The organism is Pelagicoccus albus (assembly GCF_014230145.1).
In the GTDB taxonomy this organism is placed as follows: domain Bacteria; phylum Verrucomicrobiota; class Verrucomicrobiia; order Opitutales; family Opitutaceae; genus Pelagicoccus; species Pelagicoccus albus.
In genome coordinates, this window is record NZ_JACHVC010000006.1 from 371,506 (window position 1) to 396,402 (window position 24,897).

Genomic DNA, 24,897 nt, shown 5'->3' on the forward strand with positions numbered 1-24,897 from the left:
CTGTAGGTTTTTAGAGGGTAGGGGCAATGAGAATTTGGCTTGCGGGGGAATCGCAGCCCATTCGCCCCCCGTCATTATATTTGTTCGAGGTCGAAGCCGTCCTTTCGATCCAGGGCTTTCCAGCCAGCAGCGGCGAGTTCGTCGCGCAAGGCGTCCGCAGCGCCCCAGTCCTTGGCTTGCTTTGCCTCCCAGCGTTTTTGGGCGATGGCTTTGATTTCCTCTGGAGCATCGACTTTAGGCTTTTCGATGACGACTTGCTCCAGATCGTAGCCGAGAGCGAAGATCAGCTTGTGGAACGGTACAACCGCTGCGGCTCCGGGCTTCGATTTGGTGGCGGTGAAGATGCCGCCGAGCGCCCCGGGAATATTCATGTCGTGGGAGAGCTTGTTCCAAGCGTCCGCGAAGGGGCCCCAATCATCGTGAAGGTGCTTGCCCTTTTGAATCTCCTTCAGAACCGCAGCTCGCTTCAGGCCGGCTTCGGCCAAAATCTCGTCGGAAAACTTTCTCAGCTTCACGAGAGCGCTTTGGGCTGCGACTAGGGAGTCGGAGTTGAAGTTGATGGTCTGGCGATAGTGGCCGGAGGTGAGGGCGTAGCGCAGCGTGACCGGGGCGTAGCCTTTGGCCTCGATGTCATCGACCGTATAGAAGTTGTTTAGGCTTTTGGACATCTTGGCATTGTCCACCAAGAGGTGGGCGGCGTGTATCCAATATTTGAAGAATTGCTTGTGCTGGCCGCATGAGCATTCGGACTGAGCAATCTCGTTCTCGTGATGCGGGAAGGTGAGGTCTACACCGCCGGAGTGGATATCGAGGTTGTTGCCCAAATACTTCATCGCCATGGCCGAACATTCGAGGTGCCAACCCGGACGGCCTTCGCCCCAAGGACTATCCCAGTAGACGTCGCCATCGGTCGGCTTACGGCTTTTCCACATGACAAAGTCTGCTGCGGAGTCGCGGGTGTATTCGTCTGAGTCAACCGGGCCCGATTCTTCGGCCTCTACTTCTTCGGAATCGGTCAAGAGTTGGCGTTCCTTGATGCGGGAGAGTTTTCCGTAGTTCTCAAAGGAGGACACGCGGAAATAAACAGAGCCATCTTCCGACGCATAGGCATGGCCACGCTCGATGAGCTGCTCGATCATTTCGATCTGTTCTTGGATGTGGGCGGTCGCTTTCGGCTCTATCTGAGGCGGAAGCATGTTGAAGCGCCCGCAATCCTTGTGGAAAACGTCGGTCCAATACTCTGTGAATTCGGTCAGCGGTTTCCCTTCTTCGATGGAGCGAGCGATTGTCTTGTCGTCCACATCGGTCAGGTTTCTGACGTGAATGACCTTGTATCCAGCGACTTGCAGCACCCGTCGCATGACGTCCTGGTTTAGGAACGTGCGGAAGTTTCCGATGTGGGCTTGGGCGTAAACAGTCGGTCCACAACAGTACATGCCTACTACGTTGCCTTTAGTGGGAACGATGGGTTCCGCCTTTCGGGAGAGAGTGTTGTGGAATGTGACCTCAGTCATGTTGTTGTGCTTTATAACGAAAATGGCCTGGAGAAAAAACTTCGCCAGGCCTTCTTGTAGTTGATTTGAAGTAGACGAAAAGAAACTAGCCGCGGAGTGCGGTAGTCGTGCAGCAACAGGTTACTGTATTGCGGTTTGAGGTGGCTTCTGAATTGCCAGCTGCGGATTGCTTATTCATCACTTCGCTAAGAAACATGGAGAGTCCCAATAAGATTGAAAATTTCAAGCTCGATTTGCCTCGTCGCCCAAGGCGCATGCGGCGTACTGCCTCACTCAGAGGATTGGCGCAGGAGACCTTTGTCCGCTGTGAGGATTTGATCGCTCCGTTGATCGTTAAGGAATCAGGAGAAAAGGAGCCGGTCGGATCCATGCCAGGGCTGTTTCGACTGAACCTTGAGGAATTGGTCCGCGAATGCGAGGAGCTTGCGAAACTGGGTATTCCTGCTGTCGCCATTTTTCCCAGTTTGGACCCAAGCCTGAAGGACGAAAAAGGCACCGAGGCTGGAAATCCCGAGACGCTAGTTTTGCGGGCTGTTCGGGCCATCAAGAAGGCGGTGCCGTCGCTTTCTGTGGTGACTGATGTAGCCTTGGATCCCTACACCTCTCATGGACATGACGGTGTCCTCAACGATGAGGGTAGCTACGTGATGAACGACGAAACGGTTGCTCGCCTTTGCGAAATGGCTGTTTTGCAGGCGGAAGCCGGGGTCGATATCGTGGCGCCATCGGACATGATGGATGGCCGAATCGGCGCAATTCGGGCCGCGTTGGACGAGGCAGGATACATCGATACTGCCATTATGTCCTATTCCGCGAAATTTGCTTCCGCCTACTACGGACCCTTTCGCGAGGCGGTCGGAAGCGCCAAGGCGGCTGGCACGACCTTGCTAGGCAAAGAAACCTACCAGATGAATCCCGCCAATCGTCGTGAAGCGATCATGGACGCAATGATGGACGAGGATGAGGGAGCAGATTTTCTGATGGTGAAACCCGCTGGAGCCTATCTCGACATTATCCGCGAATTGCGTGACGCATCTCAGGTGACTCTAGCGGCTTACCAAGTCTCTGGGGAATACGCTCAGATCCATGCGGCGGCCAAACTTGGCTGGTTGGATTACGAGAAGACTCGTGACGAATCATTGCTCGCGATTAAGAGAGCAGGGGCGGATGTGATCCTGACGTATTTCGCGAAGGAAATCGCTCAGAAGCTGCGCGACCGAGGATGAGAGACAGCTGATTAAGGATGTACTGCCCTATGTGGGCGTGCCCAATCTTCCATTTTTAAAGAAAAAGCCCGCTTCTAAGGAAGCGGGCTTTGTATTGGGAAATTGATTACTTTTCTTCGTCTTCGCTGAAGTCGCTGTCTTCACCATCGTCAGGCGGTGGGCCTTCGTAGGTGTCGTCAGAATCGTCGTCATCGTCCTCTTCCTCGTCCCACTTCAGGCTCTCGTCCTTGGAGATTTGGGAGGTGTCCTCTTCCTCAATTTCGGGGAGGTCTTCGAAGTCTTCCTCTTCGGACTTGTCCGAATCGTCGTCGTCAAGTTCCCATCCGGCGGGCACGTAGTCTAGGATGTTGGTGACTTCGTGGAAAAGGTGGACAGCTTTGCCTTCGATAAAGTTGTTATTCTCTTCTTCGCGGATATCGTCCTCCACTTCATCGATGGTGAGCTTCTGCTCGAAGTCGATGAGGTCGTTGAGCATGTTTACTCGGACCTTTGTGATGTGGTTGATGAAGTCAGCGTACGGGCTGTTTTCGTCGTCAATGACATTTGGCAGACCAAACAGTGGCTCTTCTGCGTCTGCAAAGCTCTCCTGCGAACGGGTCAGGCGAATGAGTCCGTCGCCAAGATTGCGTTGGATTCGGAAGGGAATGAAGGCTGAGTCAAAAAGGTCTTGGTCGAGCTTGTACTCTTGCAAGGGCTCCATGAGGTCGAGGATGTGCGAAATCTGGCGCGGATCTACGATACTCAGGCCGTCGACATCCCAATGCACGTCGTCGCTTACCTCCATTACCCACCAGTTCGTGTCCTCCCCGAGACGAACTGTGCACCACTCTAGTTGTTTTCCTGCTCTTGGCATATTTTACGAATTACGGTTATGCAAAAAGGTCCCGAAGCTACTAAGTCAATCAATGAAAGGCTAAAAACGACGAAATGTTGTCGCGGCTTTAAGTCATTTTTGAAGAGAGTATTCCTTACGCATTGCAAGTGGAAATTGATTCAATGTTTTGCTGGCATCCCTCAGTTGTGCAGTAACTAGGCAAAACGTGTGGTTTTTGATTTCCAATATCAGCTATATTGCATTCTTGTAGCGCCAGCATGGGCGCCGTGTACAAGAACCTACTTAAACCGCTTTTTTTCAAGCTTGATCCCGAAAGGGCTCACGAAGTGACTGTTGACGCTCTTCGAGTGATGCGATCAGTACCGGGACTGGTAAGGCTCCTCAGCAGTTTTAATCAATTGCCGGCTTCTTCGAAACCAGTGGAGGCTTTTGGGGTGAAATTTCCGAATCGCATCGGTCTAGCCGCCGGATTTGATAAAAATGCGGTGTGTTGGGAGGCGTTCGAGGCCTTTGGGTTTGGGCATGTGGAAATTGGCACCGTTACCCGGAAGGCTCAGCCCGGTAATCCTAAGCCAAGGTTATTTCGTTATCCAGAGCATGATGCCGTGCTCAACCGGATGGGGTTCAATAACCATGGAGCCCAAGCCTTAGCCGCAAGGCTGGAAAATCAGCCTGGACCATCGCAGAGACACATTCCACTCGGCGTCAACATTGGTAAGTCCAAGGTTACCCCATTAGACGAAGCTGTGGAAGATTACCTCGGTTCGTTCGGACTTTTAGCCGATTACGCGGATTATGTCGTAATCAATGTAAGCAGTCCGAACACACCGGATCTCCGTAAACTGCAGGAAGAGTCTCGGTTGAGGGAGCTTTTGTCGGAACTCGTGTCGGCGAATAGTTCGCGTGAGTCAGCCCTAGCAGGGAGCAGAAAACCGATACTTCTTAAGATAGCTCCAGATCTTTCTGAAGGGCAAGTTGACGACATTCTACAGATCTTGTTCGATCTGGAATTAGATGGTATCATCGCCACGAATACAACCATGGCTCGCGATGGTGTATTCAAAAATGTCAACCAAGCTGGAGGCCTTAGCGGAAGGCCAATCTGCAAGATGTCGACTGATATGATCGCTTACATTTCCAAAGCGACAGAGGGCAAGCTTCCAATCATCGGAGTAGGGGGTATCACGGACCCGGATACGGCTGCTGAAAAGCTGGATGCTGGAGCTACCTTGGTGCAAGTTTACTCCGGCATGATTTTCGAAGGGCCATTTATCGGCAAGAGAGTCGCTCGCCATTTGGCCAAGGTCGCCAACGATATCTGATTTACCTAGGGTCGCTAGATCGCTGCACTCGTAGCCTATTTTATAGAATAAAAAAGTTGCCAACACGAAGTGTATGGCGACTTGGGCTTCTGCGAGTTGGCTGATCTTTAAATCTCTACCGTCCCGGTGAAAACGTTCTTGGCAGGGCCTGTTAGGGTAACGTTGTTCACGGTTTCGCCATCGCGATCGAAGTCAATGGTCAGGATATCTCCGCCAGCAACTAGCAAGGAAACGGGTGCTTCAGCTAAGCCCTTGAGCGTTGCCGCGATAGCGACCGCGGTTACGCCGGTGCCGCAAGCCAAGGTTTCGTCTTCGACTCCTCGCTCGTAGGTGCGAACTTTAATGATTCCGTCATCTTGGACCTGGGCAAAGTTAGCGTTTGTTCCTTTGGGTTCGAAATCTTGATGGTAACGCACGGAGCTGCCGAGAGGCTTGATATCGATAGCATCCACGTCGTCGACGAAAGCGACTACGTGTTCAACGCCGGTATTCATGAACTGATATTCGAAGGAACCGTGTGGAGTTACCAAGGTTTTATCTCTACGCAGGTCGTGCATCGGTGTTAGCTTGATGGTGAATTGACCATCCTTAGCGGTGGCGGTCATAGGACCGGCGTCTGTTTTGAAAGAGATTCCGTTTTCTCCTCCGAGACCGTTTTGCAAGGCGAAGGAAGTGAAACAGCGAGCGCCGTTTCCGCACATATCGACGCGTCCACCGTCCGAGTTGTAATATACCATAGTGGCCTCGGTTTTTTCCCCATCTCCTGGATTCAGAAGAATGAGTCCATCTGCTCCGATTCCGAACCTACGATCGCACAATTGAGCGACTTGCTCGGAAGCCAGCTCGATTTTTCCATCGAGATTTTCGATCATTACGAAGTCGTTCCCGGCTCCGTGCATCTTTGTGAAATTGATTTCCATGGTGAAATTTGTTGGGCCCTGAGATGGCACGGCTCGTCGAAATTGCAACGATTCGTTGCGAGCGGTGAAGGGTATGCCTTCCAACGCCTACCGATGAAATGGCCTATCCTAGGACTGACGGTAGTTGTGCATCAGGTCGATCACTGCCTCTCGCAAACTGAACAGCTCTTTGCGGATTTCCTGAGTCCAGCGGTGCTCCTCTGGGTCGAGTGAAATGCAGGCCTCGATGGTAGCGATGGTCAAGTGAAGCAGATGGAGAGAGCGTTTCAGGGTAGCGACGACGAATCCCGGCTCAGAAGGAACTCCCTCTGCAACTTCCTCAAGGGCGGCAATGAGTTTGCTCACGGTCATTTGAGCGTGCCAAATGAGCTGGTTCCAAGGATTTGCCCCGTCTTCGGTTATCAGCTTCCGCGACTCCGCTTCGTAGTACAGACGAGATGTTATATCCATCATCGAAGTGATCAAGGGATGATTGGGAATGTATTCAGATTCCGGATCTCGGTCGTCATCTCGTTGGTCTAGATCCCAATCGTCGATAAACTCTTCGGTGACATCCATGGACTCGATTTCCCACCCCATCGCTTGAGCGATGATTTCCTCACATTGGGGATCATTCTCGTACTTTTCGAAGAGTTCGAGCAGCATGTCTGAGCGGGCATCCGTTTTTTGAAGATAGGCTTCCCATTGGAACTCGTCCATTTCCTCTTCGGAAGGAGCTTCCCGTTGTTCGGCTGGATTGAGGGCACGGGATAGTTCGTCCATGAACTTGAACATGGCTTGCTTGTTCGCCTCCTGTTGCTCTTTTTCCGCAGCCTCTGAAAGACTCCATTTGGGAAGGCTTACTTTCCAGGAGAAGTCGACTGACTCGATTAGCACCCGCCCGTTTGATTCGCTGAACCATTCCAAGTAGAGGCAGTTGGAAAGTGAGTAGACCGGTCCTTCTTCTGAGTCGGAAAGCGTTGGCTCCGAATCGTTTATGATTTTGACTTTTTTGGAAGCCGTCATGTCGCCGACCGTTCCTTCCTGGAAGATATCGAATCCGGAATAATCTCCCTCTACGGGATCAGGATTTTTAAATTCGAGGCGAGCCCCTGCTAGGTCTCTGTAACAATTTCCTCGAAGATTCAGCTCGATGGGTTGGTTAAGTCCCTTGAGCCACACCGTCCCGACTACACGACCCGGTACAATGTTTTGAATGAGACCTCTAACTACGTACTTATCTATTCGCCAAGCCATTAACTGGTGCCGAATTTCCTAGGAGAGCTAGTGCTTGTCAATATCATGGATTCCCTTGCTCGCTAAGGGTTGCCTTGACGGTCGGGGGTGGATCGCCCAATTGGAGGAAGTCTGCCATGTCCGAATATTTGACCATTCTGAAATTGATCCTTCCCGTTTTTGCCACTCTAGCCGTGGGCTCATTCATGAGGTGGCGGGACTGGATGAATCCAGTCGTCGAAAAAGGGGTGGTACTGATGGTGGTGAAGGTACTCTATCCCTGTTTGATTTTGAGGGCTATGCTGCAGGCTGATTCTTTCAGAGGCAGCTCTGGGGCGGTTTGGGCGCCAATTGTAGGCTTTGGAACGGTGGTTCTCGGTTTTGTGGTATCCCGATGGCTGGGGAAACTAGTGGGAATAAAGAAGGGGAATGGCCTTCGCACTTTTGCTTTCGCCACCGGCATCTACAACTACGGATATCTGCCTATTCCACTCATGCAGGATTTGTTTGGAGCGAATGAGCTAGCAGTCCTGTTTATTCACAATGTGGGAATCGAAACTGCGATCTGGACGGTAGGAGTCTCTTTCTTGGCTGGAGGTTCCTGGCAGGACGGCATCAAGAAGATCTTCAATCCCATGGTTTTCGCTCTGCTCCTCGGTCTTGCCCTCAATATTTCCGGGTGGGGGAGTGAACTACCGAGCCCTGTGACGAGCAGCATTTCCATGTTAGCTGGCTGCGCTATCCCATTGGGACTCATGGCGATAGGGTCCAACCTTTTTGATCATATCAAAGAGGGAGAGAAGTTATGGGGAGCGAGAGAAAGTCTTCTTTCTGTATTCTTGCGTTTGGGCCTGCTTCCGATTGCAGGCTTGTTGATCGCGGTTTTCTTCCCTCTGGATATCGAGCTAAAGCGAGTGCTCGTTTTCCAAGCCGCGATGCCGGCGGGGATCATGCCTATCGTTCTCGCTAAACACTACGGTGGTCAACCGATTGTAGCAGTGAGAGTGGTCTTCGCCACCACGGCGATTGGTTTCGTGACCATGCCGCTGTGGATTCACTTCGGTCTACAGCTAATCGGGGGGGAAACCTGAAATGACCTAATTTTTGGGGGCTGACACCAGGCTTTGGATCAGTTCAAGGAGCTTGCGGATCGAAAAGGGTTTGTCGACGTAGGCGTCCACCGCGATATCCCGGCATTCTGCGCTTTCTTGTTGGGGAAGCCCGGAAACGAGTATGGTCTTAATGTTCGGATACTGTTCGCGGAGTTTTTGGATCACAGTGCATCCCGAGGCTCCAGGCATCATAGAGTCTGTCAGCACGAGGTCTATTGTACCTTCGTATTCGGCGGCGAGCTTGATGGCCTCAGACCCGTTTGGGGCTACGATCAGTTTGTATCCACTTTGACCTAATCCCAACTCCAGAATCTCTCTCACTTCGTCCTGGTCTTCGGCTACTAGTAGGGTAGGAATGTCGCCCGAGGTGCCTGCTTCTGCGCTGGGCATCTGTTCGCGATGATCAGTGATCTCTTCGGGTTCAATCGCATCAGAAACCTCAGGGAAGTAGAATGCGAACTCTGTGCCTGCGCCGATCACGCTTTCCACCATGAGATGCCCTCCGTTACTTTGGATGATTCCATAGACAATAGAGAGGCCGAGCCCTGTCCCGGCTCCTCTCTTGGTGGTGAAGAAAGGTTCGAAAATTTTCTCCAGCAATTCCTGGTGAATGCCTTGTCCGCTATCCTTGACGGAGACTTTGGCGTATTTGCCGGGCTCGCATTGGCCTGTGATAAAAATTTCGCTACCGGTAAGTTCGACCATTTCGGTAGTGAGTTTGACTGAGCCATTGCGGTCGTTAATGGCCTCTTGACCGTTGACCACTAGATTCATGATGACCTGGTCGATTTGGTTGATATCGACCTTTACGTTACCTAGATCCGGATCGAGCTCGGAAGTGAAGTCAATCTCGCTGCTCAGAATGCGGCTCAGCATCGGCATCAGATTTCCAATCGTGGAATTGAGATTTGTGACGCTTGGTTTCTCGCTGCGTCCGCGACTGAAGGAGAGGAGGCGGCTGGTAAGTTTACTCGCCCGGTCGGTGATCTTCAGCATCTCGTTAGCGTAGACATGATCGCGTTTACTGAGGTCGCGGGAGTTGCAGAGGAGCTCGCAAAATCCACGTTGTCCGGCGAGTAGATTATTGAAATCGTGGGCAATGCCTCCTGCCAGTCTTCCTACGGCTTCCATCCGTTGGGCATGTCGGAGTTGTTCCTCGAGAAGGTGTTTCTCGGAAATGTCCCTAAGGGTCACGAACAGGGCCATCGATTCGCCGATTGGGGTGCGGCTTACGGTGAGCTCGACGGGTCGGATTTCACCCCGAGCGGTGGCGAACTCGCCTCGCTCGCTGCGTCCGCCCTCGCTTCGATCGACCAAGTCATTCAGGCGCCCAAGGCGGAATTTGGGGTTGTCCGGGAAAATGTCATCGAGACGTTGTCCGACGAGCCTGCCTGAGTCGAGGAGCTGTATGGCTGAGGAATTCGCTTCAATTATAACTCCGTCCCTTGGCGATAGCAGCAGGAGGGCGTCTACCGAGTTGTCGAAAAGCGAGCGGAATTTTATCTCGTTTCGCAGAATGGCGCTCTGAGTCTTTTTCGATTCGGTGATGTCAGTCAGGAACGAAATGTAGCGAGTGGTCTGGCCGTTCTCGTCAAGGAGAGCTGTTCCATCGATGCTGACCCAGAATGGGACTCCGCCCTTCTTGTATTGAATTATCTCGGCGTGGAATGCTTTCCCCTTGGACATCCGGTCGCGTATGTACTTCAGGGTGTCGGTTTCGGTTAGGGTCCCCCTCAGCATAGAATTTGGATCCCTGCCGATGGATTCAGCCAAAGAATAACCAGTGCTCTCGGAAAAGGCGTCGTTGCACCAGCTGATGTATCCGTTTTTGTCGCACACAACGATTGCCAAGCGCACCTTGCGAGCGAGGTGGGCGAACAAATTCAAGTCGCCCATTTTATTTTGGGACTCGGTTTGCAAGCTGTGCATGCCAACCAGCAAGTTTGATTCGCGTCCGCCTGAAGAAGGGTTGCGTCGAGCTACGGTTTTTACGGAGATCTCCTTGCCGTTTGGAAGTGATATCCGATACCGGACCCGAGCTTGCACTTGTGCGTTCGCAGCAAGATTATTGAAAGCTTCCTTAACCCGATGTCGGTCAGACTCGATAACGCATTCGAGCCATTCCTCCAGCGTTTCGCTATGTCTGTCTCGTAAGGGATTGTCCTCGAAGTAGCTGAACTGCTTGGTGTTGGTATCTAGCGTCCATCCGATACTCTCGGTGGTCGGGGTCGCGTTGTCAGGAGTCTTGGTCGGACTGGCCAAGCGAGGCGTTATAGTCTCGGCAACGCATCGAATGGCAACTGAGCCCTCGGATAGATCCAGTCTTTCGAGGGTTAGGCAAAAAGCCTGTTTTTCTCCATCTGAATCGGTCTCGATTCGTGAAAATATCGGTCCGCTCGATTCGGAAGATTTGAGCAGGGATCGAAGTTGATGGCTTAGTTTTGCTCGCTGTTCTCGAGATAGTGAATTGCAGGCGGTAATTGGAAATCGGGGAGAGCGTGGCGAGTCCAATACCCTCCGTGCTCCATTGCGCAGGTCGATGATCTCCAAATTTTCGTTTACCGTGAAGACTGGAGCCTCTGTGTCAGATTCCAGTCTGGCTATGGCGTTGCCAAGTTCGATTTGGAGTTTTGGGTAGACCTTTTCGGTGGTCTGTTCATTCGCCGTTCCGTGTTCGCTCTCTGACATCTTAAATTGGGTCTGGCCAAGCTTCGCGCTGGCGTTTCCACGTAAGTAACAGAAAGCAATAGGTTCCTGTCGACAAGGCGCTAGAGCAGTTTTATGAACATTTAATTCAACGTTTGCGCTTAATGGTATTAGATCCCATGAACTGCTCATCCGATCCCTGACGAAATGATCCGTACCTACGACGAAAAGAATGCCTTGGAGCTGCTGAAAAGTCTCGTGGAGATCGACAGCGTAAATCCAGTCTACGGCGGACCGGGCGAGGGTGAGCTCGCTGATTTTGTCGAAAACTGGCTAGAGACGCGGGGGATCGCCAGCCATCGCCAGCCAGTGCTTCCGGGAAGAGACAATATCTATTGCCGGATTGGGCCGCGGGACGCACCGGCTTTGCTTTTGGAGGCGCACATGGATACGGTCGGTGTTGAAGGCTGGAAAACGGGAGACCCGCACGAGCTTCGCGTCGAAGGGAACCGTTTCTATGGGCGTGGTTCCTGTGATACGAAGGGAAGCCTCGCTTGTTTTCTCCTGACACTGGAGCGGTTTGCTCGTGAGCCGGAAAAGCTGAACCGAGCGCTTGTTTTCGCTGCGTCAGTTGATGAAGAAAGCAAACAGATTGGGGCGGTCGAGTTGGCCAAGCTTTCAGAGTCGTTGAAAATCAAATGGGCGATAACAGGCGAACCCACTCGCAGCGACGTGATTGCCCGCCATAAAGGCTTCGGACGCTACCTGGTTTCAGTTACTGGAAAAGCGGCTCACGCATCTACGCCAGATTTGGGTGAGAACGCAGTCTACAAGGGTGCCAGACTTTGCCAGAAGTTCGAAGAGCACGCCGCCGAGCTACGTTGCAAACCAGCCGATGGCGAAATTGAACTGGGAACCCTAAATGTCGGCGCCATCAGAGGAGGAGTTGGCTTCAATATCGTACCGGATTTGTGCCAGATCGATTTGGATAGACGACTCGGTCGGTTCGAGTCTGCCGAAGCGGCTAGGGAGTCTCTTCAGCGAATTTGTTCCAGTGAGACCGGAGTTGGTTTCGAAGTATTTTTGGAGCGGCCACCTCTAAGAGGAGAGGATTCTGATCTACTCGTGAGCGACATGATCTCCGCCGCAAAACGTGTCGGGCACATGATCTCCGAGAGAGAAGTTCCCTACATGACCAATGCGGTAGCCTATGAATCTGTTGGGGTTCCAGCGCTGGTTTTTGGCCCCGGCGATATCGCGCAAGCTCATAAGTCTGATGAGTATATCGAAGCTGGAGAAGTGGTCCGTTCGGTAGAGATTCTGGAGTCGTTACTTCTGAGATAGGGCGTACTTAGTTCTTTCAGTTCAGCGAGCGGCACAAAATGGGCGAGGCGAGGCTGATTTTTTGAAAGTTGGGAGGCGAGGAGACGATATACGATACTGCTCGTATTGTCTTCCCGTGTTTACTCCATGATTTTCGGATTCATAATCATCGCTTGTATCGCCATCGGACTTGTCTTTTTGACTCTTCGGACCTCTTCGACCACCCAAACGGCAATTGTTGACGTGATCGGGGCCTTGGACGGTCGGACTGTGGAAGTTATGAACAACAAACACATGGAACGCGTCATCTTGGCTGGCATAGGGTTTCCTCCCGGAGACTCGCGTTCAGAGTCCGAATCCGCGGAGGTCGTGCAGGATGTCGTTGCGGGCAGGCGTCTCTACATGGAAGTTTTTAAGGAAGTCTCGGGATGTAAATACGTGACGCTTCGATCTTCAAATGGAGACTGCCTCAATACGATGATGCTTCGCCGAGGTCTGGCCCGTTACGAGTCTGCAGGAGCTGGTTTCATCAGTGAGCTGGTAGAGGCTGAAAATGAAGCGCGAGCTTCTGGCGTTGGGGTTTGGGATAAGAACAGGGCTCTTTTCCGTCAGGTATCCGGAAACGAGGGGACGGAGAGTCCTGAAACGGTGTTGAAAGAAGATTAGTCGGTCGTTTACCGATTCATCCCGAGCAGCATAGCCACGAAAAAGCGGATCGCGCTTTGTTGGCGGATCCGCTGGGAAATTGGTAGAAGAGCTTTAGGTCTGGTCTAGAATGACGACCTACGTCCGATTCGGAGTGGACCTCGCCCGGCTTTCTTTTCCATGTTGGGTTTTCCCCAACCTTCAGGTTTCTGTGGGTTTTCTGTAGATTGACTGGATTCAGACCCCATGACAGGTGCTTCCTTGTGCTCATCCGTTTGTGGAGCGGCGATGGTACCGAAGGCTTCTTCCCTGTTGGGTTTAGGCAGGGTGTCTTCGGCGGCCATGGCTCCATTTACCTTGATGCTTCGTTCCATTTGGTTGAGGTACGCTTCCATCTTGCGGAGCTCGGCTTGCTTGCTTTGGAGATCCTGAACGTCCTCCTGGAAATTATTGCGAGCTTGTTCGAACTGGCGCATTTCCTCACGGAGGGTGGCTTGGTCGACCTTGAGTTTGAGTTGTTCCTCTTTGATCGTGTTCTGCATCTCGCGAAGGGTAATCTCCGCGTCGCGACGTTCGACCTGAATTTCTTTTTGGCTCTTTTGGTGGCTCTCCTCGAAGAGACGTTTTTCCAGTTCCAATTGGTCTATGCGTTCTTGAAGCTTGTAGCGCTCAATTTCGACCAGCCGTTTCGCGTCTTCCAACTCCTCGACTTGAGGATTGCTGGCTCGTTCAGATGATTGATCTCTGAGGTCAGAGAGTTCGCGATCACGCTGTTCGATGATAAAATCTTTTTCTGCAATGTTCTCTTTCGAATCCTGGACCTGTTCTTTGAGCAAACGGATTTCCTCTTTTAGCTCTTCGGAACCATGACTATTCGCTTTCACGATTTGGATTTCGCGTTGCAGGTCTTGGATGGTGGCTTGAAGCTCTAGCCTTTGGGCGTTGGATCGAGCTCTTTCCTGCTCAAGCTCCTCATTGTCCACGGGCGAACCGCCCACAGCCTGGTTTGGGTTATCCTTTTGGGCTTCTTCAAATTCGATTTGTTGGGCTTCGAGTTCGGCGAGCTGGCTTTCGACCTCGAATTTCTGCTGGGATAGCTTGGCCGACATCTCCTTAAGCTTACGCTCGCGATCGTCGAGTTCGGCAGAACGTTGGGCGATTTCGGAATCGGTTGAAGCCATTCCGTTCTGGTTTTTCAATTCGTCCACGAGCACCCTTGCTTTGGCTAGGTTTGCAAGTGTCTCCGAGAGTTTGCCTGCTACTTCGTCGCGATCCTTGAGAGTATCCTCCAGCTTTTTCTCTAGCTTCTGAACTTCGGCAGATGAGACATGTTCAGTCGCCTGAGCTCCAGCTGCCGAAGCTTCGAGAAGGCGTTCCACCTCGAGAATGTCATCCCAGGTTACCTCGTCGTCGACCGATGGGTTATATTGATCTCTGAGAAAGCTGTTTGTAGCATCGATGATATCTCGGATGTTTCGGGAATCTTCGATTACTTCCGAAACGCCGGCCCTGATGCAGTTGATGATACAGTCGACGGTTTTTTCTTCTGCCAGGAATAGAATGGGGAGGTTGGGCTGAGTCTCTTTCAGATTTGCCACAAGGGAGAGTTCGCTCTGGTTCTCTACGAGTTCCTCATCGGTGATCGCCAAGTCAAATCTCTGATGTCGCGCCGCTTCGATTGCATCGCTGGCTGAGGTCTGCACAGAGATTTGATATCCCGAGCCTGCGAGAAGAAATGACAGTGCTTTAGCGTTCTGCCTGTCGCCTCTTACGATGAGAATCTTCTTATTCAAAACTGGTCTTCCGGTTAGTGGTTCTGGTGTGGAAAGGATCGTGTCTTTTATCGGGAGAACGGGGTGGCAACTGTAGTCTTAACGGAAGATTTACTAGGTTTTGAATTGGCTTGGCTCATGCGGGATTAGGCAAACTGATGCTAAGATTTCTGCTTATAACTAGCTCCATATGGCCTTTCGGTTCCGGTTGCTGCAGAGACGATTTGGTATATCCTTGGTTCATGAATGTACAATTAACCAATTCACCGCTTACAGAGAACAAACCGCTCTTGAAATGGGTGGATAAAATGTCGGCTTTATGTGAGCCAGACGCGATCCATTGGTGCGATGGATCGCAGGATGAGTACGACTCCCTTTGCGAATCCATGGTGCTCTCGGGGACCTTCGTAAAGCTGAACGAAGAGAAGCGACCCAACAGCTATTACTGCCGCTCGGATCCTAGCGATGTCGCTCGTGTTGAAGATCGAACTTTCATTTGCAGTAATAGCCCTGACGCTGCTGGTCCGACCAATAACTGGCATGATCCGATTGAGATGAAGAAGAAGCTCAAGAAGCTCTTCAAGGGCTGTATGCACGGTCGCACTATGTACATCATCCCCTTCAGCATGGGGCCGATTGGATCGCCTATCTCGCATATCGGTATTCAAATAACGGATTCGCCTTACGTGGTAGTGAACATGCGGATCATGACACGAATGGGTAAAGAGGTCCTCGACAACATGGATGGAAAGCGAGTCGTCCCCTGTATGCATTCTGTGGGAGCTCCCCTGGAGCTAGGAGACGTGGATGTGCCTTGGCCTTGCGAACCGGATCCTGCCAACAAATACATCGTTCATTTCCCTGAAGAGAGAGCCATCTGGTCTTATGGTAGTGGCTACGGAGGGAACGCTTTGCTGGGCAAAAAGTGTTTCGCCTTGCGGATCGCATCTTGTATGGCTCGAGATCAAGGCTGGCTCGCAGAGCACATGCTAATCCTTGGCGTTGAGAATCCTGAGGGAGAAAAGACTTACGTGGCGGCGGCTTTCCCAAGCGCTTGCGGAAAGACAAATTTCGCGATGATCATTCCGCCCAAGAGTTTCGAAGGCTGGAAGATTTGGACGGTAGGTGATGATATTGCGTGGCTCAAACCGGACGAGAATGGTCGCCTAAGAGCAATCAATCCTGAGGCCGGATTTTTTGGAGTCGCTCCGGGGACTTCCTACAAGACCAATCCCAATGCCATGGAATCGATCAAAGAAAATACGATCTTTACCAATGTAGCCCTAACGGATGATGGCGATGTCTGGTGGGAAGGTATGGACGGCCCTGTTCCGGAAAGTTGCACTGATTGGCGAGGAAACCCTTGGACGCCAAATTCCGAGACTCCGGCAGCTCATCCTAACTCTCGCTTCACAGCTCCCGCTTCGCAGTGCCCGACGATCGATCCAGCATGGGAAGACCCAGCTGGAGTCGAGATAAGCGCCATCATTTTTGGGGGTCGCCGTATGACAACAATGCCTCTAGTCTATGAAGCCTTCAATTGGCTGGACGGAGTCTACATGGGGGCGACGATGGGATCTGAAATGACGGCGGCAGCTTTTGGCGCCATTGGAAAGGTAAGACGTGACCCGATGGCTATGCTGCCCTTTGCGGGCTATCATATGGGTGACTATTTCCGGCATTGGATTAAGATGCAGAGACGCATCAGCGATACTCCTAACATATTCCATGTGAATTGGTTCCGTAAGGATGAAGAGGGAAGGTTCATTTGGCCTGGCTTTAGTGAGAACATGAGAGTCTTGCGCTGGATCGTTGAACGCGCCCGTGGTAAGGCTAACGCAATGGAAACGCCTATTGGCTACGTGCCGCATTTTGCGGATGTAGATTGGCGGGGCCTCGATTTCCCTCGATCGGATTGGGAGCGCATCATGGAAGTCGACCGCGAAGCTTGGATGCGGGAACTTGCTATGCATGAGGAACTATTCCTCAAAGTTCACGACCACTTGCCGAAAGAGCTTATCTTCGAACGCGAACTGCTCGCCTGTAGACTATTCTAGCTTTCTTGCAGATAACAAAAAAGCCCCGCTGCCATTTCGGCGCGGGGCTTTTGTTGAGCTAGTTAGTTAAAACAATATGAGTTTAAATTACTGCCTCCCAGAGGTGGCCTCGTAGAATTCTCGGAAAACTTCCATGCGCTTCTTCTCGCGGTTTTCCTGCTCGATTTCCTCTGCGGAATGCTGCCGCTCCTTGCTGGCCATGATTTTCCGCATTTTTGAGAGAGCGATATTTTGTAGCTGGCGGACGCGTTCGCGGGTGATGCAAAACAGTTTGCCAACTTCCTCTAGTGTCAGAGGAGAATCTCCGTTTAAGCCAAAACGGAGTCTTATGATTTCAGCTTCACGGTCTTCAAGCCCTTCGATCATTTCAGTCAAATCGCCGCGAAGCGACTTTTCGTGGAGATTTTCGTAGGGAGTTTGAGCGTTATCGTCTCCTACGATTTCACCGAATTCAGTGCTATTTCCATCATCTCCGATCGGGGCGTTGAGGGAGGTGGGGCGGACACTCACAGACTTGAGATGGGAAACCTTGTTGACTGGCATTTCCAGCATGTCGGCCAATTCTTGGTCTGTGGGCTCGCGTCCAAGCTCCTCAGTCAGGGCCATAGACATCTTGCGCATGCGAGATATCTTGTCGACGAGGTGGACTGGTAGCCGGATGGTTTTGCTCTGATTGGCGAGTGCTCTTTTGATCGACTGTTTGATCCACCAGGCAGCGTAGGTACTAAGTTTGCCGCCTTTTTCCGGGTCGAAACGCTCAACTGCCTTTATCAGGCCGATGTTTCCCTCGCTTATGAGGTCGAGAACGGGAAGGCCGAAGTCTTTGTAGTCGTGGGCGATTTTTACGACGAGTCGCAAGTTCGCCTTAATCATGAGGTCTCTTGCTGTTTTGTCGCCGTCTTGGATGCGGTGAGCTAGGATGACTTCCTGTGTAGGGGTGAGCAGGTCGATCTTTCCGATTTCCTGCAGGTAAGTTTTTATGCTGTTACGTTCGGTAGGCTCTGGTTTTTCGCTTGGGGCGGAATCTGCCGAGCGAAAATTCACTCGGACTGTGGCGCCCGGCTCGTCTTCATTGAATATCTTCAGTGCTGAGGTATTCGAGGCGAAGTCGGTATTTGGGGTGGTACGAATTAAGGCTTCTCTAGACATTATATTATTTTTTTGGGGGGTAGTGTGTGAGATCGATTCCAACTCGGGATTACCTTTTTAGTCTTCCGAACCTAAATATCAGTTTGGGGGATTGGCTCGTTTTACAATAGAGGCTCTCCTAAATCGTGCTTTCATTAGAATCCCTACAGTGCTTGGAGTATAGCCTAAAATAGCGGTAGGGGACTATACCCAAGGCATTTTATTGAATATTTACAATTAGAATGCTTGAATTATAGAATTTTAAGAACATCTGCCGAAAAATGGAGAATATCGCGAATTTGTAGCCAGAATTCTAAATGGGAAAACCGAATATCTCCAAGTGGATGTCTGATTTCCAGAAGGTAGACTTTTAAAGTAGTTACAAACCCTTTCAAATAAAAAGGGTAAACAACTACAAGGGTCACTCTGTTTTATGTGCGTTGGCGCTACCCGATTCAGAGTTCTGATTTTCTGAGCACAAAAAAGCAGGTAGTTACCCTAACTACCCGCACTAACCTGCCCTAGTCTTGAATTAGTACCGATGGAAGCTCAGCTCCGGAAATTTTCGGCTAAGCCGACGGCCTTGAATAGCGCTGAAGCCTTAAAAATCGTCTCTTGATATTCGCTCTCGGGAACTGAATCGGCCACTATGCCTGCGCCTGACTGGATAGTGACTTTTCCGTCTTTCACCATTGCGGTTCGAAGTGTGATACAGGTGTCCAAGTTTCCATTGTAGCTGAAATAGCCGAGTGCTCCCGAATAAAACCCACGTTCGTCTGGTTCGTTCTCGGCGATGATTTGCATAGCCCGAATTTTAGGAGCTCCACTGACGGTGCCGGCAGGGAAAGTCGCTCGCATTAGGTCAAAGGCGCTCTTGTCCTCAGCTATTTCGCCCTCAACTTGTGATACGATATGCATAACGTGGGAGTACCTTTCCACGATCATGTAGTCTGGAACTTCGACGGATCCGTAGCTGCAAACTCGACCGATGTCGTTTCTTGCCAGATCCACGAGCATAAGGTGCTCTGCTTTCTCTTTTTCGTCTGCCAACAACTCCTTCTCCAGCTCGATATCTTGCTGTTCGGTTTCCCCTCTGTGGCGGGTGCCGGCTATCGGTCGAATTTCGACCTTTTTACCCGTAAGTCGAACGTGTACTTCAGGTGATGCTCCTACGATCGCGAACTCTTCTGTTTCGAGGAGGAACATGTATGGTGAGGGGTTCACGTTTCTCAGGGCCCGATAGAGATCCAAAGCGGATTTCCCAAAATCCTTTTCGAATCTTTGGCTGAGAACTACCTGGATGATATCACCTGATCGGATGTACTCCTTGGTTCTCTCGACCATTTCCTCGAAATCCTCTTTTTTGAAATTGCCCGGAGGAACGACTATCTTGCTCGGAGGATTGAGGGTGGCTGCCGTGAGAGCGCATTGGGTTTCGAGGCGTGATTTCAAGGCAGCCAGTTCATCCAATGCGGCCTGGTATGCTTCTTTAGGCGAGGATTTGCCCTCTAGTCGCGCATTTACCAGCAGTCTCATGGTCTGTTTCGCCCGGTCAAATACGACTACCGAGTCCGCCAACATATAGTACGCTAGTGGCGAACCATGTTTATTGTTCTTTGCGGTCGGGACGACTGGCTCTACTCGTGAAATGTACTCGTAGGAAACGTAACCCACCGCACCCCCTGTGAATGGGGCTAGCTCTGGCATTTCGACTGGCTCGTGCTTAGCGATTTCTTCCTCTATCAGAGTGAGGGGATCCTGTGGGGTTGGGATTTCCACATCGTCCTTGCCGACTTCCTTGATGAGGGTCTTCTCGCTGTAGAACTGGTAGATCTTGCGAGGTCGGCAGGCTATAAAGGTGTATCTGGAAAGCCGTTCACCGCCTTCGATCGATTCTAGGAGAAAAGCAGGCCCGTCGATCTTTAGTTTCGAGTAGGCGGTCAGTGGGGTTTCGAGATCGGCCATCAGGTCGGCGTAGACGGGAATGACATTGCCGGTTTTCGCTAGTGACTCGAATGTCTCGAGGTCAATATTTGGATGTAGTTGATGTGCCATAACTCGGGTGGGCTCGGAAATAGGGGAAGACGCTAGTTTGATTGCCCTCGCTGTCTACGAAATTGTTGTCCTTCACTTGCTTGTCTTGATATTGCTTTTCCGTTTTGACATGTCGGCTGGCAGCACTTTTAAACCTCCGCAATCCAATGAGGCGTAGCCAATTTTGGTGTAAGTGTGCGGCAGTAGCTCAGCTGGATAGAGCAGTTGATTTCTAATCAACGGGTCGGGGGTTCGAGTCCCTCCTGCCGTGCCATTTAGGATAAAGCCTCAGGCACCTTTTCTAGGCCTTTTTTCCAGCCAGACTGAGAGTGAGGATTTTAGCTTAGAGTAGGACACCGGTTTTGACAGGTAGTCATTCATACCGGCCGCGATGCACCGCTCTTTGTCTTCAGTCGTCACGTGGGCCGTCATTGCCACGATGGGAACATTCGAGTTGTTTTCCCCAAGTTGCCTGATTTGCCGGCTGGCCTCGAAACCGTCCATTTTCGGCATGCTGATGTCCAGCAGTATAAAGTCGTATTGCTTACTCGCTGCCATCTCGACTGCTTCCAGTCCATTTTTTGCAAGATCGACCTCATGACCTAGGCTGCACAGGAGAGCGTCCATCAATTCACGGTTTACTGGCTCGTCCTCGACTAGAAGGACATTTGCCCCCGCCGCTAGACTGAAAGGCTCTGAGTCTTTGGCAGGCTCCTCAGACTGTTCTCCGGATTGGGCGTTTACTCTGATGACAGCTTTAAAGATGCTTCCTTGCCCCTCTTTGCTCGAGCAGGTTATCGAACCACCCATCGCTTTTAGGATTCTTTGGCTGATCGCTAAGCCAAGGCCCATACCGCCGTATTCGCGAGTCCATGACGAGTCGATTTGAGAGAAGGGTTTGAAGAGCTTTTCCTGATCCTCTTTTGCGATACCGATGCCTGTATCTTCTACCTTGATATGCAGATCGCTTTGTCCGTCCTTTGCTTCCTCGGCCCAGATAGAGAGGGAGACTGAGCCGGAGTGGGTGAACTTGATCGCATTGTTCGTCAGGTTGAGCAGAATTTGGCGGATTCTTCCCTCATCGATATGAACCAAAAGAGGAGTACCAGATAAGCCTGTTCGGTTGGCAAAGTGGAACTGCGTCGAGAGCTTCTTTGCCTTCGCTTGTGGAGTGAGGAGATTTATGACGTCGGCACCCAGCTTTTTTATGTCCACTAAATCCTCTGTCAGTCTGAGGGTTCCGTTTTCTATTCGGCTGAAATCAAGGATGTCCTCGATCAGTCTTAGCAGCTGTTCTGCGGATTGCCGGATCAACCCAAGTTCGTGGGAATGCGGGTTCTTGGGAGAATCTCGTTGGATTTTCTCTACGTACCCAATAATTGGATTCAAAGGAGTTCGGAGCTCGTGGCTGGTGGTGGCGAGAAACTCAGTCTTTGCTACCGATGCAGCGTTTGCGGCTTCCATAGCTTCCTGCAGAGCCAGATTCTGAATCTGTAGGTCTTTGGTTCGGCGTTCGACGATACTTTCCAAGTTAGCGTTGACCTCGCGAAGAGAGCTGTCGCGTTCGCTGATCTTGTCGAGCATGGCGTTGAAACTGTCGACGAGCGAACCGATTTCGTCGTTGTATTTCTTTATGGCTCGGGCCGAGTAGCTCTCGGACTTCCTTACCTCTTTGGCAATCGCGTCGAGATTTTCTATGGGGGTGGCTATGAGCCTTTGTAGCTTCATCGCTAGAGCTATGGACAGGACCATGGCTCCCAGGAGCAGCGCTAAGCTCACCATAATGCTGCTGAATATGGACTCTTTGAAGGGGGTCGTATCCACTTCGATAACGAGGTCTCCCATGTGTTGCTGGCCCACGTAGACTTTTCGAGAAACGATTATGGCCCCTGGCGTCCAGATGAAGCCCTCTTCGGCTGGAATCTCTAGAGCTGGCCGGTTCTCTGATTTAGAATAGGAAGCGAAGAGGACCTTTTGTTCGTCAAAAAGAGCTACCTGTAGGATGTCAGGAGCATGCCTGAATGAGGCGAGCTGCTCGCGGGCTCTTAGGTCGTCCTTGAAGCGAAGGGCGGCTTCAACGTTGCTCGCGATGATATCGGATATGGCGTTTAGCGAACTTATCTTTCGCTCCTTAAATTCGGACCACTCCCGATAGACGGAGATCGTACAGACCGCCGATATCGTTATGAGGCTGGAAATGGCGCATATGGCGATGATCTTGGTGGAGATATTCCACTCGCCGACCTGCGCTTTTATGGATTTCCAAGGGTTCATCGTTTGGGGTCGAGTGCGAGTTCCAGCAGTTTTGAGCTGACCTCAACTTTGCAGCGTTTCGCGTTTTTCACGTCTATGAAAAAGCGTAGTCTATTTTTCCTTACAACAAACTCAACGACGCCGCCTTTACCTATGAATCCCTCCTGGGCACCTATGCTGAGTATTCCGTTACCGTCGCATTTACTGCTAATGGTCTCCCAATGCCTCTTTTGACCGTTACCCACAAAGATGATGTCTAAATCTTCGAAAGAGCTATGAGCGGAGATTTCCGATACTTCCAGAGAGGGGCGACCTGTCCTATTTAGAATTCGTTTGGCGAGGTAGTTTGCAACTTCTGGGGAGTTTATAACCCCGATTTTTAGGGGATCGGTTTCTTGTGTTTCATCCCAGCGGACAAAGTTTGCGAATCCTTCGATCCAGTCCGCAGTGGTGGAGTCGATTTGCAGGGTCTGAGCCTGAATCTGCGGGCTTAGGGTTAAACCAAGGGCCAGTAACGCGAAGACCGCCAGCTGTCTGAGTAAGGGGATTCTCATGCTGATACCTCGCTTAAAACCTGGACGTAATCTCCAGATACGCCTCTCTCTTCATTTCAGTCCAATGACCGAAGAAATCTTTTAGTCTCGCTTCCTGGGTGGTCGGATCGAGCAGGTTTCGCCCGACGAGGGAGAACCTGAGCGATTCGCTAAATTGCCAGGAGAGCCGGGCGTCGAGTTGGAAAATTTCGGGTTGGTATCCTTTGGCAAAATCGTAGGCGCTTGAATATCGGAATCCGGTGTCGAGTTCCCAATCTTCGGCGAGTTGCGAATTCAGGTTCAAAGTCGCCAGATGAGCGGGCGTACTGTTGTCGAACTCGTCGATTGTGAAGTCGATGAAGTTTGCTTCGTTTTGATTCTGCGGATCTATGAGAGATACGAAGCTATCGCTCATGTGCGAATAGTTGAGCGTGGCCCTTTGCCTTTTGGTGATTTGCCAATCCAAACTGGCTTCGAGTCCATAGGCCTCGCCTTTAAGCATATTGTCGTAGCCTACCAGGATATCGACGTAGGGAACTGGGGTGGTGAGCTCTAGCTCTTGACCTAGCCATGTTCGGCCTATCAGCTCATCGTAGTCGTAGACGAAGGCGTTGATAGTCAGGCTGCCTTTTTCCTCTGGAAACTGGATGCGGTAACCGGCTTCGAAGGAGTCCAGCTCTTCGGCATCGAGCTGCGTTTTGGAAACGGCATTTGCGAGACTATGTTCGAGCGTCAGCAAACCACTGCCAGTTGGGATTTGGATGATCGAATCGAGGGCCTTTCCGCTACGAAGACTTTCGATCACGCTCAAGGATACTGGCGGAGTCCGATTGGCCTGGGAATAGGAAACCCAGAATCTACTTCGTTCGTCTATCTCGAATATCAAGCGAGCGTTCGGGGAGGCTATTGTGTTTTTGGCCCGGTCGTCGTGTCGGAAGTCTACCCCCCAGGATAGAGTTAGGAAATCGTGTTTGACGGTCCACTCGTCTTGGAATCCGGCATAGACGGCGAAACTCTCGAGGAGCGGGCTAGTGAAATCTGACGCGTCGGTAGAGCTCGTATGCTCTTCGTGATAGGCGACGCCTGTGTTGATGCTGAGCTGGTGTCGGTCCCCGATTTTACGTTTGGCTCGCGCCTCGGCTCCTGCAGTCCAGATCCCAAAGGCAGCGTATGCAGCATCGAGGTCCGAGTACCCGACCCAACTGCGGACCGAGTAGGAGCTGTCATTTGACTGGTTTCGGGTCCATTTGAATTGGGCGTTCGCTCCGCTGAGTCGTTCGGAAGTCGCTACGAAATCTAGAGAGCCAGTTTCGAAATCCGCCAAATTATAGGCGTAGCCGAGATCGGAATAAAATGCCTCGCCAGATATGCTAATCAAATCATGGCTGGAAGGGCGGTGGTCGATACGAAAACCGGTACGCATGGTGTCCCAGTCGTTTTCGTAGTCAAAGCGGGTTAAGCTGGAATCCCGTTGGTCGGCCTTTAGGTAAGCTCTTGCTGAAGTCGTGTCGTTTACTGCCCAACCGGTCCTCGCTGCGAACCCCGAGCTTTCCGTTCCGAGCTTCAGTTGCAGGAGGCTGCCTTCGGTTTCGAAGGCCGTTTTCATGCGGACGTTCACCATGCCGTTTACCGCATTGTTGTCCCAAGTCCCGCCGCCAGGCCCGTAAGCAACTTCGACTGAAGAAACATCGTCCATCAGAAGGTCGAACTGGCTGCCGAATAGTCCCGCGAAAATGGACGCGTAGACATTTTGTTCGTCCACAGTGAATAGGGCTCGGTTGAAGAAGCGGGAATTGATGCCTCTTATTCCAATGCCCCAAATTCCGTTGCTAGGGCGGATTATGTGAACGCCCGGGGCGTAGCGCAGCAGTTCGGGAATTGAATCAACTGGCAATTTATCGAGGTCTTCCTCGTCGAATACGAAGGATCCTGTGGGCGCGTTGAAAACCTGAGATTCGAGTCTCGATGAAACGATAGCCGGCTTGTTGCTCAGTTCCTCGAGAGAGATGGTCTCCGGCTCGGCGAGCTCACTCTCCGCGTCCTGAGCCGCTATGTTTGTTGCTAGTAGGGTAGCCGCTAAGCCTGCTCGAATCAGCTGCCGTGGGGTGCGCGAAATGGAGGGTATTGCTAGCATGGCCGTTTTGCAGCGAATGCTTACATAAGGTTAACTTGTGGCAATGACATTTTGATTCGTTCTCGTCAGTTTCAATGGTCTATTGCTCAATGATTTACCCCGTTGGTTGTTAGCGAGCTAGCACGCGTTTGAGCTATAGCTAGACCAAATACTGGATGTCGCCAGTGTGTAACGCGTTGTAAGAGTACTCGCGTTTACAGAATTTGGCGCCTGTCACGGTGCGCCCCA

The 24,897-nt window shown here is 51.5% G+C and carries 17 protein-coding genes and 1 tRNA gene; 7 read left to right on the plus strand and 11 right to left on the minus strand.

Going from position 1 to position 24,897, the window contains the following annotated elements; translation table 11 throughout:
• Positions 1–74: 74 nt before the first annotated feature.
• Complete coding sequence (gene cysS, locus H5P27_RS05025; protein WP_185659280.1) at positions 75–1,514, minus strand: cysteine--tRNA ligase; 1,440 nt, start codon at positions 1,512–1,514, stop codon at positions 75–77.
• Positions 1,515–1,708: 194 nt separating this feature from the next.
• On the opposite strand from cysS, the gene hemB reads away from it, so the two are divergent.
• Positions 1,709–2,740: a porphobilinogen synthase gene (hemB, locus tag H5P27_RS05030; protein WP_185659281.1), complete on the plus strand. Its 1,032-nt coding sequence runs from the start codon at positions 1,709–1,711 to the stop codon at positions 2,738–2,740.
• Between the two features lie 106 nt (positions 2,741–2,846).
• Here the strand turns inward: hemB and H5P27_RS05035 are convergent, their stop codons facing one another.
• Positions 2,847–3,593, minus strand: coding sequence for a hypothetical protein (locus tag H5P27_RS05035; RefSeq protein ID WP_221774610.1), 747 nt, complete (start codon positions 3,591–3,593; stop codon positions 2,847–2,849).
• 239 nt (positions 3,594–3,832) lie between these two features.
• Here H5P27_RS05035 and H5P27_RS05040 point away from each other — a divergent pair, with 239 nt between their 5' ends.
• Positions 3,833–4,897, plus strand: coding sequence for a quinone-dependent dihydroorotate dehydrogenase (locus H5P27_RS05040; RefSeq protein ID WP_185659282.1), 1,065 nt, complete (start codon positions 3,833–3,835; stop codon positions 4,895–4,897).
• Positions 4,898–5,004: 107 nt separating this feature from the next.
• On the opposite strand, the gene dapF is transcribed toward H5P27_RS05040, so the two are convergent.
• The gene (dapF, locus tag H5P27_RS05045; protein WP_185659283.1) at positions 5,005–5,817 is read right to left on the minus strand and encodes a diaminopimelate epimerase; all 813 of its coding nucleotides are present in this window, start codon (positions 5,815–5,817) and stop codon (positions 5,005–5,007) included.
• Between the two features lie 108 nt (positions 5,818–5,925).
• On the minus strand, positions 5,926–7,053 hold the full coding sequence (locus tag H5P27_RS05050; RefSeq protein WP_185659284.1) for a hypothetical protein: 1,128 nt from the start codon (positions 7,051–7,053) through the stop codon (positions 5,926–5,928).
• A 116-nt stretch (positions 7,054–7,169) separates the two neighbouring features.
• Between H5P27_RS05050 and H5P27_RS05055 the strand changes: the two genes are divergently transcribed.
• Entirely contained in the window at positions 7,170–8,123 is a 954-nt protein-coding gene (locus tag H5P27_RS05055; protein ID WP_185659285.1) for an AEC family transporter, read from the plus strand.
• Positions 8,124–8,129: 6 nt separating this feature from the next.
• Here H5P27_RS05055 and H5P27_RS05060 read toward each other — a convergent pair whose 3' ends face one another.
• Positions 8,130–10,832, minus strand: a complete 2,703-nt coding sequence (locus H5P27_RS05060; protein WP_185659286.1) for a PAS domain-containing hybrid sensor histidine kinase/response regulator — start codon at positions 10,830–10,832, stop codon at positions 8,130–8,132.
• A gap of 165 nt (positions 10,833–10,997) precedes the next feature.
• On the opposite strand from H5P27_RS05060, the gene H5P27_RS05065 reads away from it, so the two are divergent.
• The gene (locus H5P27_RS05065; RefSeq protein WP_185659287.1) at positions 10,998–12,134 is read left to right on the plus strand and encodes a M20 family metallopeptidase; all 1,137 of its coding nucleotides are present in this window, start codon (positions 10,998–11,000) and stop codon (positions 12,132–12,134) included.
• A 126-nt stretch (positions 12,135–12,260) separates the two neighbouring features.
• Positions 12,261–12,779, plus strand: coding sequence for a thermonuclease family protein (locus H5P27_RS05070; RefSeq protein ID WP_185659288.1), 519 nt, complete (start codon positions 12,261–12,263; stop codon positions 12,777–12,779).
• A 104-nt stretch (positions 12,780–12,883) separates the two neighbouring features.
• Here H5P27_RS05070 and H5P27_RS05075 read toward each other — a convergent pair whose 3' ends face one another.
• Positions 12,884–14,551, minus strand: coding sequence for a response regulator (locus H5P27_RS05075; protein ID WP_185659289.1), 1,668 nt, complete (start codon positions 14,549–14,551; stop codon positions 12,884–12,886).
• A 221-nt stretch (positions 14,552–14,772) separates the two neighbouring features.
• Here H5P27_RS05075 and H5P27_RS05080 point away from each other — a divergent pair, with 221 nt between their 5' ends.
• Positions 14,773–16,587, plus strand: coding sequence for a phosphoenolpyruvate carboxykinase (GTP) (locus tag H5P27_RS05080; RefSeq protein ID WP_185659290.1), 1,815 nt, complete (start codon positions 14,773–14,775; stop codon positions 16,585–16,587).
• Positions 16,588–16,674: 87 nt separating this feature from the next.
• Here H5P27_RS05080 and H5P27_RS05085 read toward each other — a convergent pair whose 3' ends face one another.
• Both H5P27_RS05085 and trpE read right to left on the minus strand, forming a co-directional pair.
• Entirely contained in the window at positions 16,675–17,736 is a 1,062-nt protein-coding gene (locus H5P27_RS05085; RefSeq protein WP_185659291.1) for a sigma-70 family RNA polymerase sigma factor, read from the minus strand.
• 528 nt (positions 17,737–18,264) lie between these two features.
• Positions 18,265–19,770, minus strand: coding sequence for an anthranilate synthase component I (gene trpE / locus H5P27_RS05090; protein ID WP_185659292.1), 1,506 nt, complete (start codon positions 19,768–19,770; stop codon positions 18,265–18,267).
• Positions 19,771–19,946: 176 nt separating this feature from the next.
• Between trpE and H5P27_RS05095 the strand changes: the two genes are divergently transcribed.
• Positions 19,947–20,023: transfer RNA gene (locus H5P27_RS05095), tRNA-Arg, on the plus strand.
• Positions 20,024–20,037: 14 nt separating this feature from the next.
• Here the strand turns inward: H5P27_RS05095 and H5P27_RS05100 are convergent.
• The 3 genes from H5P27_RS05100 to H5P27_RS05110 are packed head-to-tail and all read right to left on the minus strand — an operon-like array spanning position 20,038 to position 24,669.
• A complete protein-coding gene (locus H5P27_RS05100) occupies positions 20,038–22,023 on the minus strand; it encodes a response regulator (RefSeq protein ID WP_185659293.1) in 1,986 nt (661 codons plus the stop codon).
• Positions 22,020–22,556: a YfiR family protein gene (locus H5P27_RS05105; RefSeq protein WP_185659294.1), complete on the minus strand. Its 537-nt coding sequence runs from the start codon at positions 22,554–22,556 to the stop codon at positions 22,020–22,022. Before H5P27_RS05105 ends, H5P27_RS05100 begins: the two co-directional genes overlap by 4 nt.
• A gap of 13 nt (positions 22,557–22,569) precedes the next feature.
• Positions 22,570–24,669, minus strand: coding sequence for a TonB-dependent receptor plug domain-containing protein (locus H5P27_RS05110; RefSeq protein ID WP_185659295.1), 2,100 nt, complete (start codon positions 24,667–24,669; stop codon positions 22,570–22,572).
• Positions 24,670–24,897: the final 228 nt, after the last annotated feature.

Coding starts and splice junctions, on each gene's coding strand:
- cysS (WP_185659280.1), bottom strand. CDS start 1,514: ATGACTGAGGTCACATTCCACAACACTCTCTCCCGAAAGGCGGAACCC.
- hemB (WP_185659281.1), top strand. CDS start 1,709: ATGGAGAGTCCCAATAAGATTGAAAATTTCAAGCTCGATTTGCCTCGT.
- H5P27_RS05035 (WP_221774610.1), bottom strand. CDS start 3,593: ATGCCAAGAGCAGGAAAACAACTAGAGTGGTGCACAGTTCGTCTCGGG.
- H5P27_RS05040 (WP_185659282.1), top strand. CDS start 3,833: ATGGGCGCCGTGTACAAGAACCTACTTAAACCGCTTTTTTTCAAGCTT.
- dapF (WP_185659283.1), bottom strand. CDS start 5,817: ATGGAAATCAATTTCACAAAGATGCACGGAGCCGGGAACGACTTCGTA.
- H5P27_RS05050 (WP_185659284.1), bottom strand. CDS start 7,053: ATGGCTTGGCGAATAGATAAGTACGTAGTTAGAGGTCTCATTCAAAAC.
- H5P27_RS05055 (WP_185659285.1), top strand. CDS start 7,170: ATGTCCGAATATTTGACCATTCTGAAATTGATCCTTCCCGTTTTTGCC.
- H5P27_RS05060 (WP_185659286.1), bottom strand. CDS start 10,832: ATGTCAGAGAGCGAACACGGAACGGCGAATGAACAGACCACCGAAAAG.
- H5P27_RS05065 (WP_185659287.1), top strand. CDS start 10,998: ATGATCCGTACCTACGACGAAAAGAATGCCTTGGAGCTGCTGAAAAGT.
- H5P27_RS05070 (WP_185659288.1), top strand. CDS start 12,261: ATGATTTTCGGATTCATAATCATCGCTTGTATCGCCATCGGACTTGTC.
- H5P27_RS05080 (WP_185659290.1), top strand. CDS start 14,773: ATGAATGTACAATTAACCAATTCACCGCTTACAGAGAACAAACCGCTC.
- H5P27_RS05085 (WP_185659291.1), bottom strand. CDS start 17,736: ATGTCTAGAGAAGCCTTAATTCGTACCACCCCAAATACCGACTTCGCC.
- trpE (WP_185659292.1), bottom strand. CDS start 19,770: ATGGCACATCAACTACATCCAAATATTGACCTCGAGACATTCGAGTCA.
- H5P27_RS05100 (WP_185659293.1), bottom strand. CDS start 22,023: ATGAACCCTTGGAAATCCATAAAAGCGCAGGTCGGCGAGTGGAATATC.
- H5P27_RS05105 (WP_185659294.1), bottom strand. CDS start 22,556: ATGAGAATCCCCTTACTCAGACAGCTGGCGGTCTTCGCGTTACTGGCC.
- H5P27_RS05110 (WP_185659295.1), bottom strand. CDS start 24,669: ATGCTAGCAATACCCTCCATTTCGCGCACCCCACGGCAGCTGATTCGA.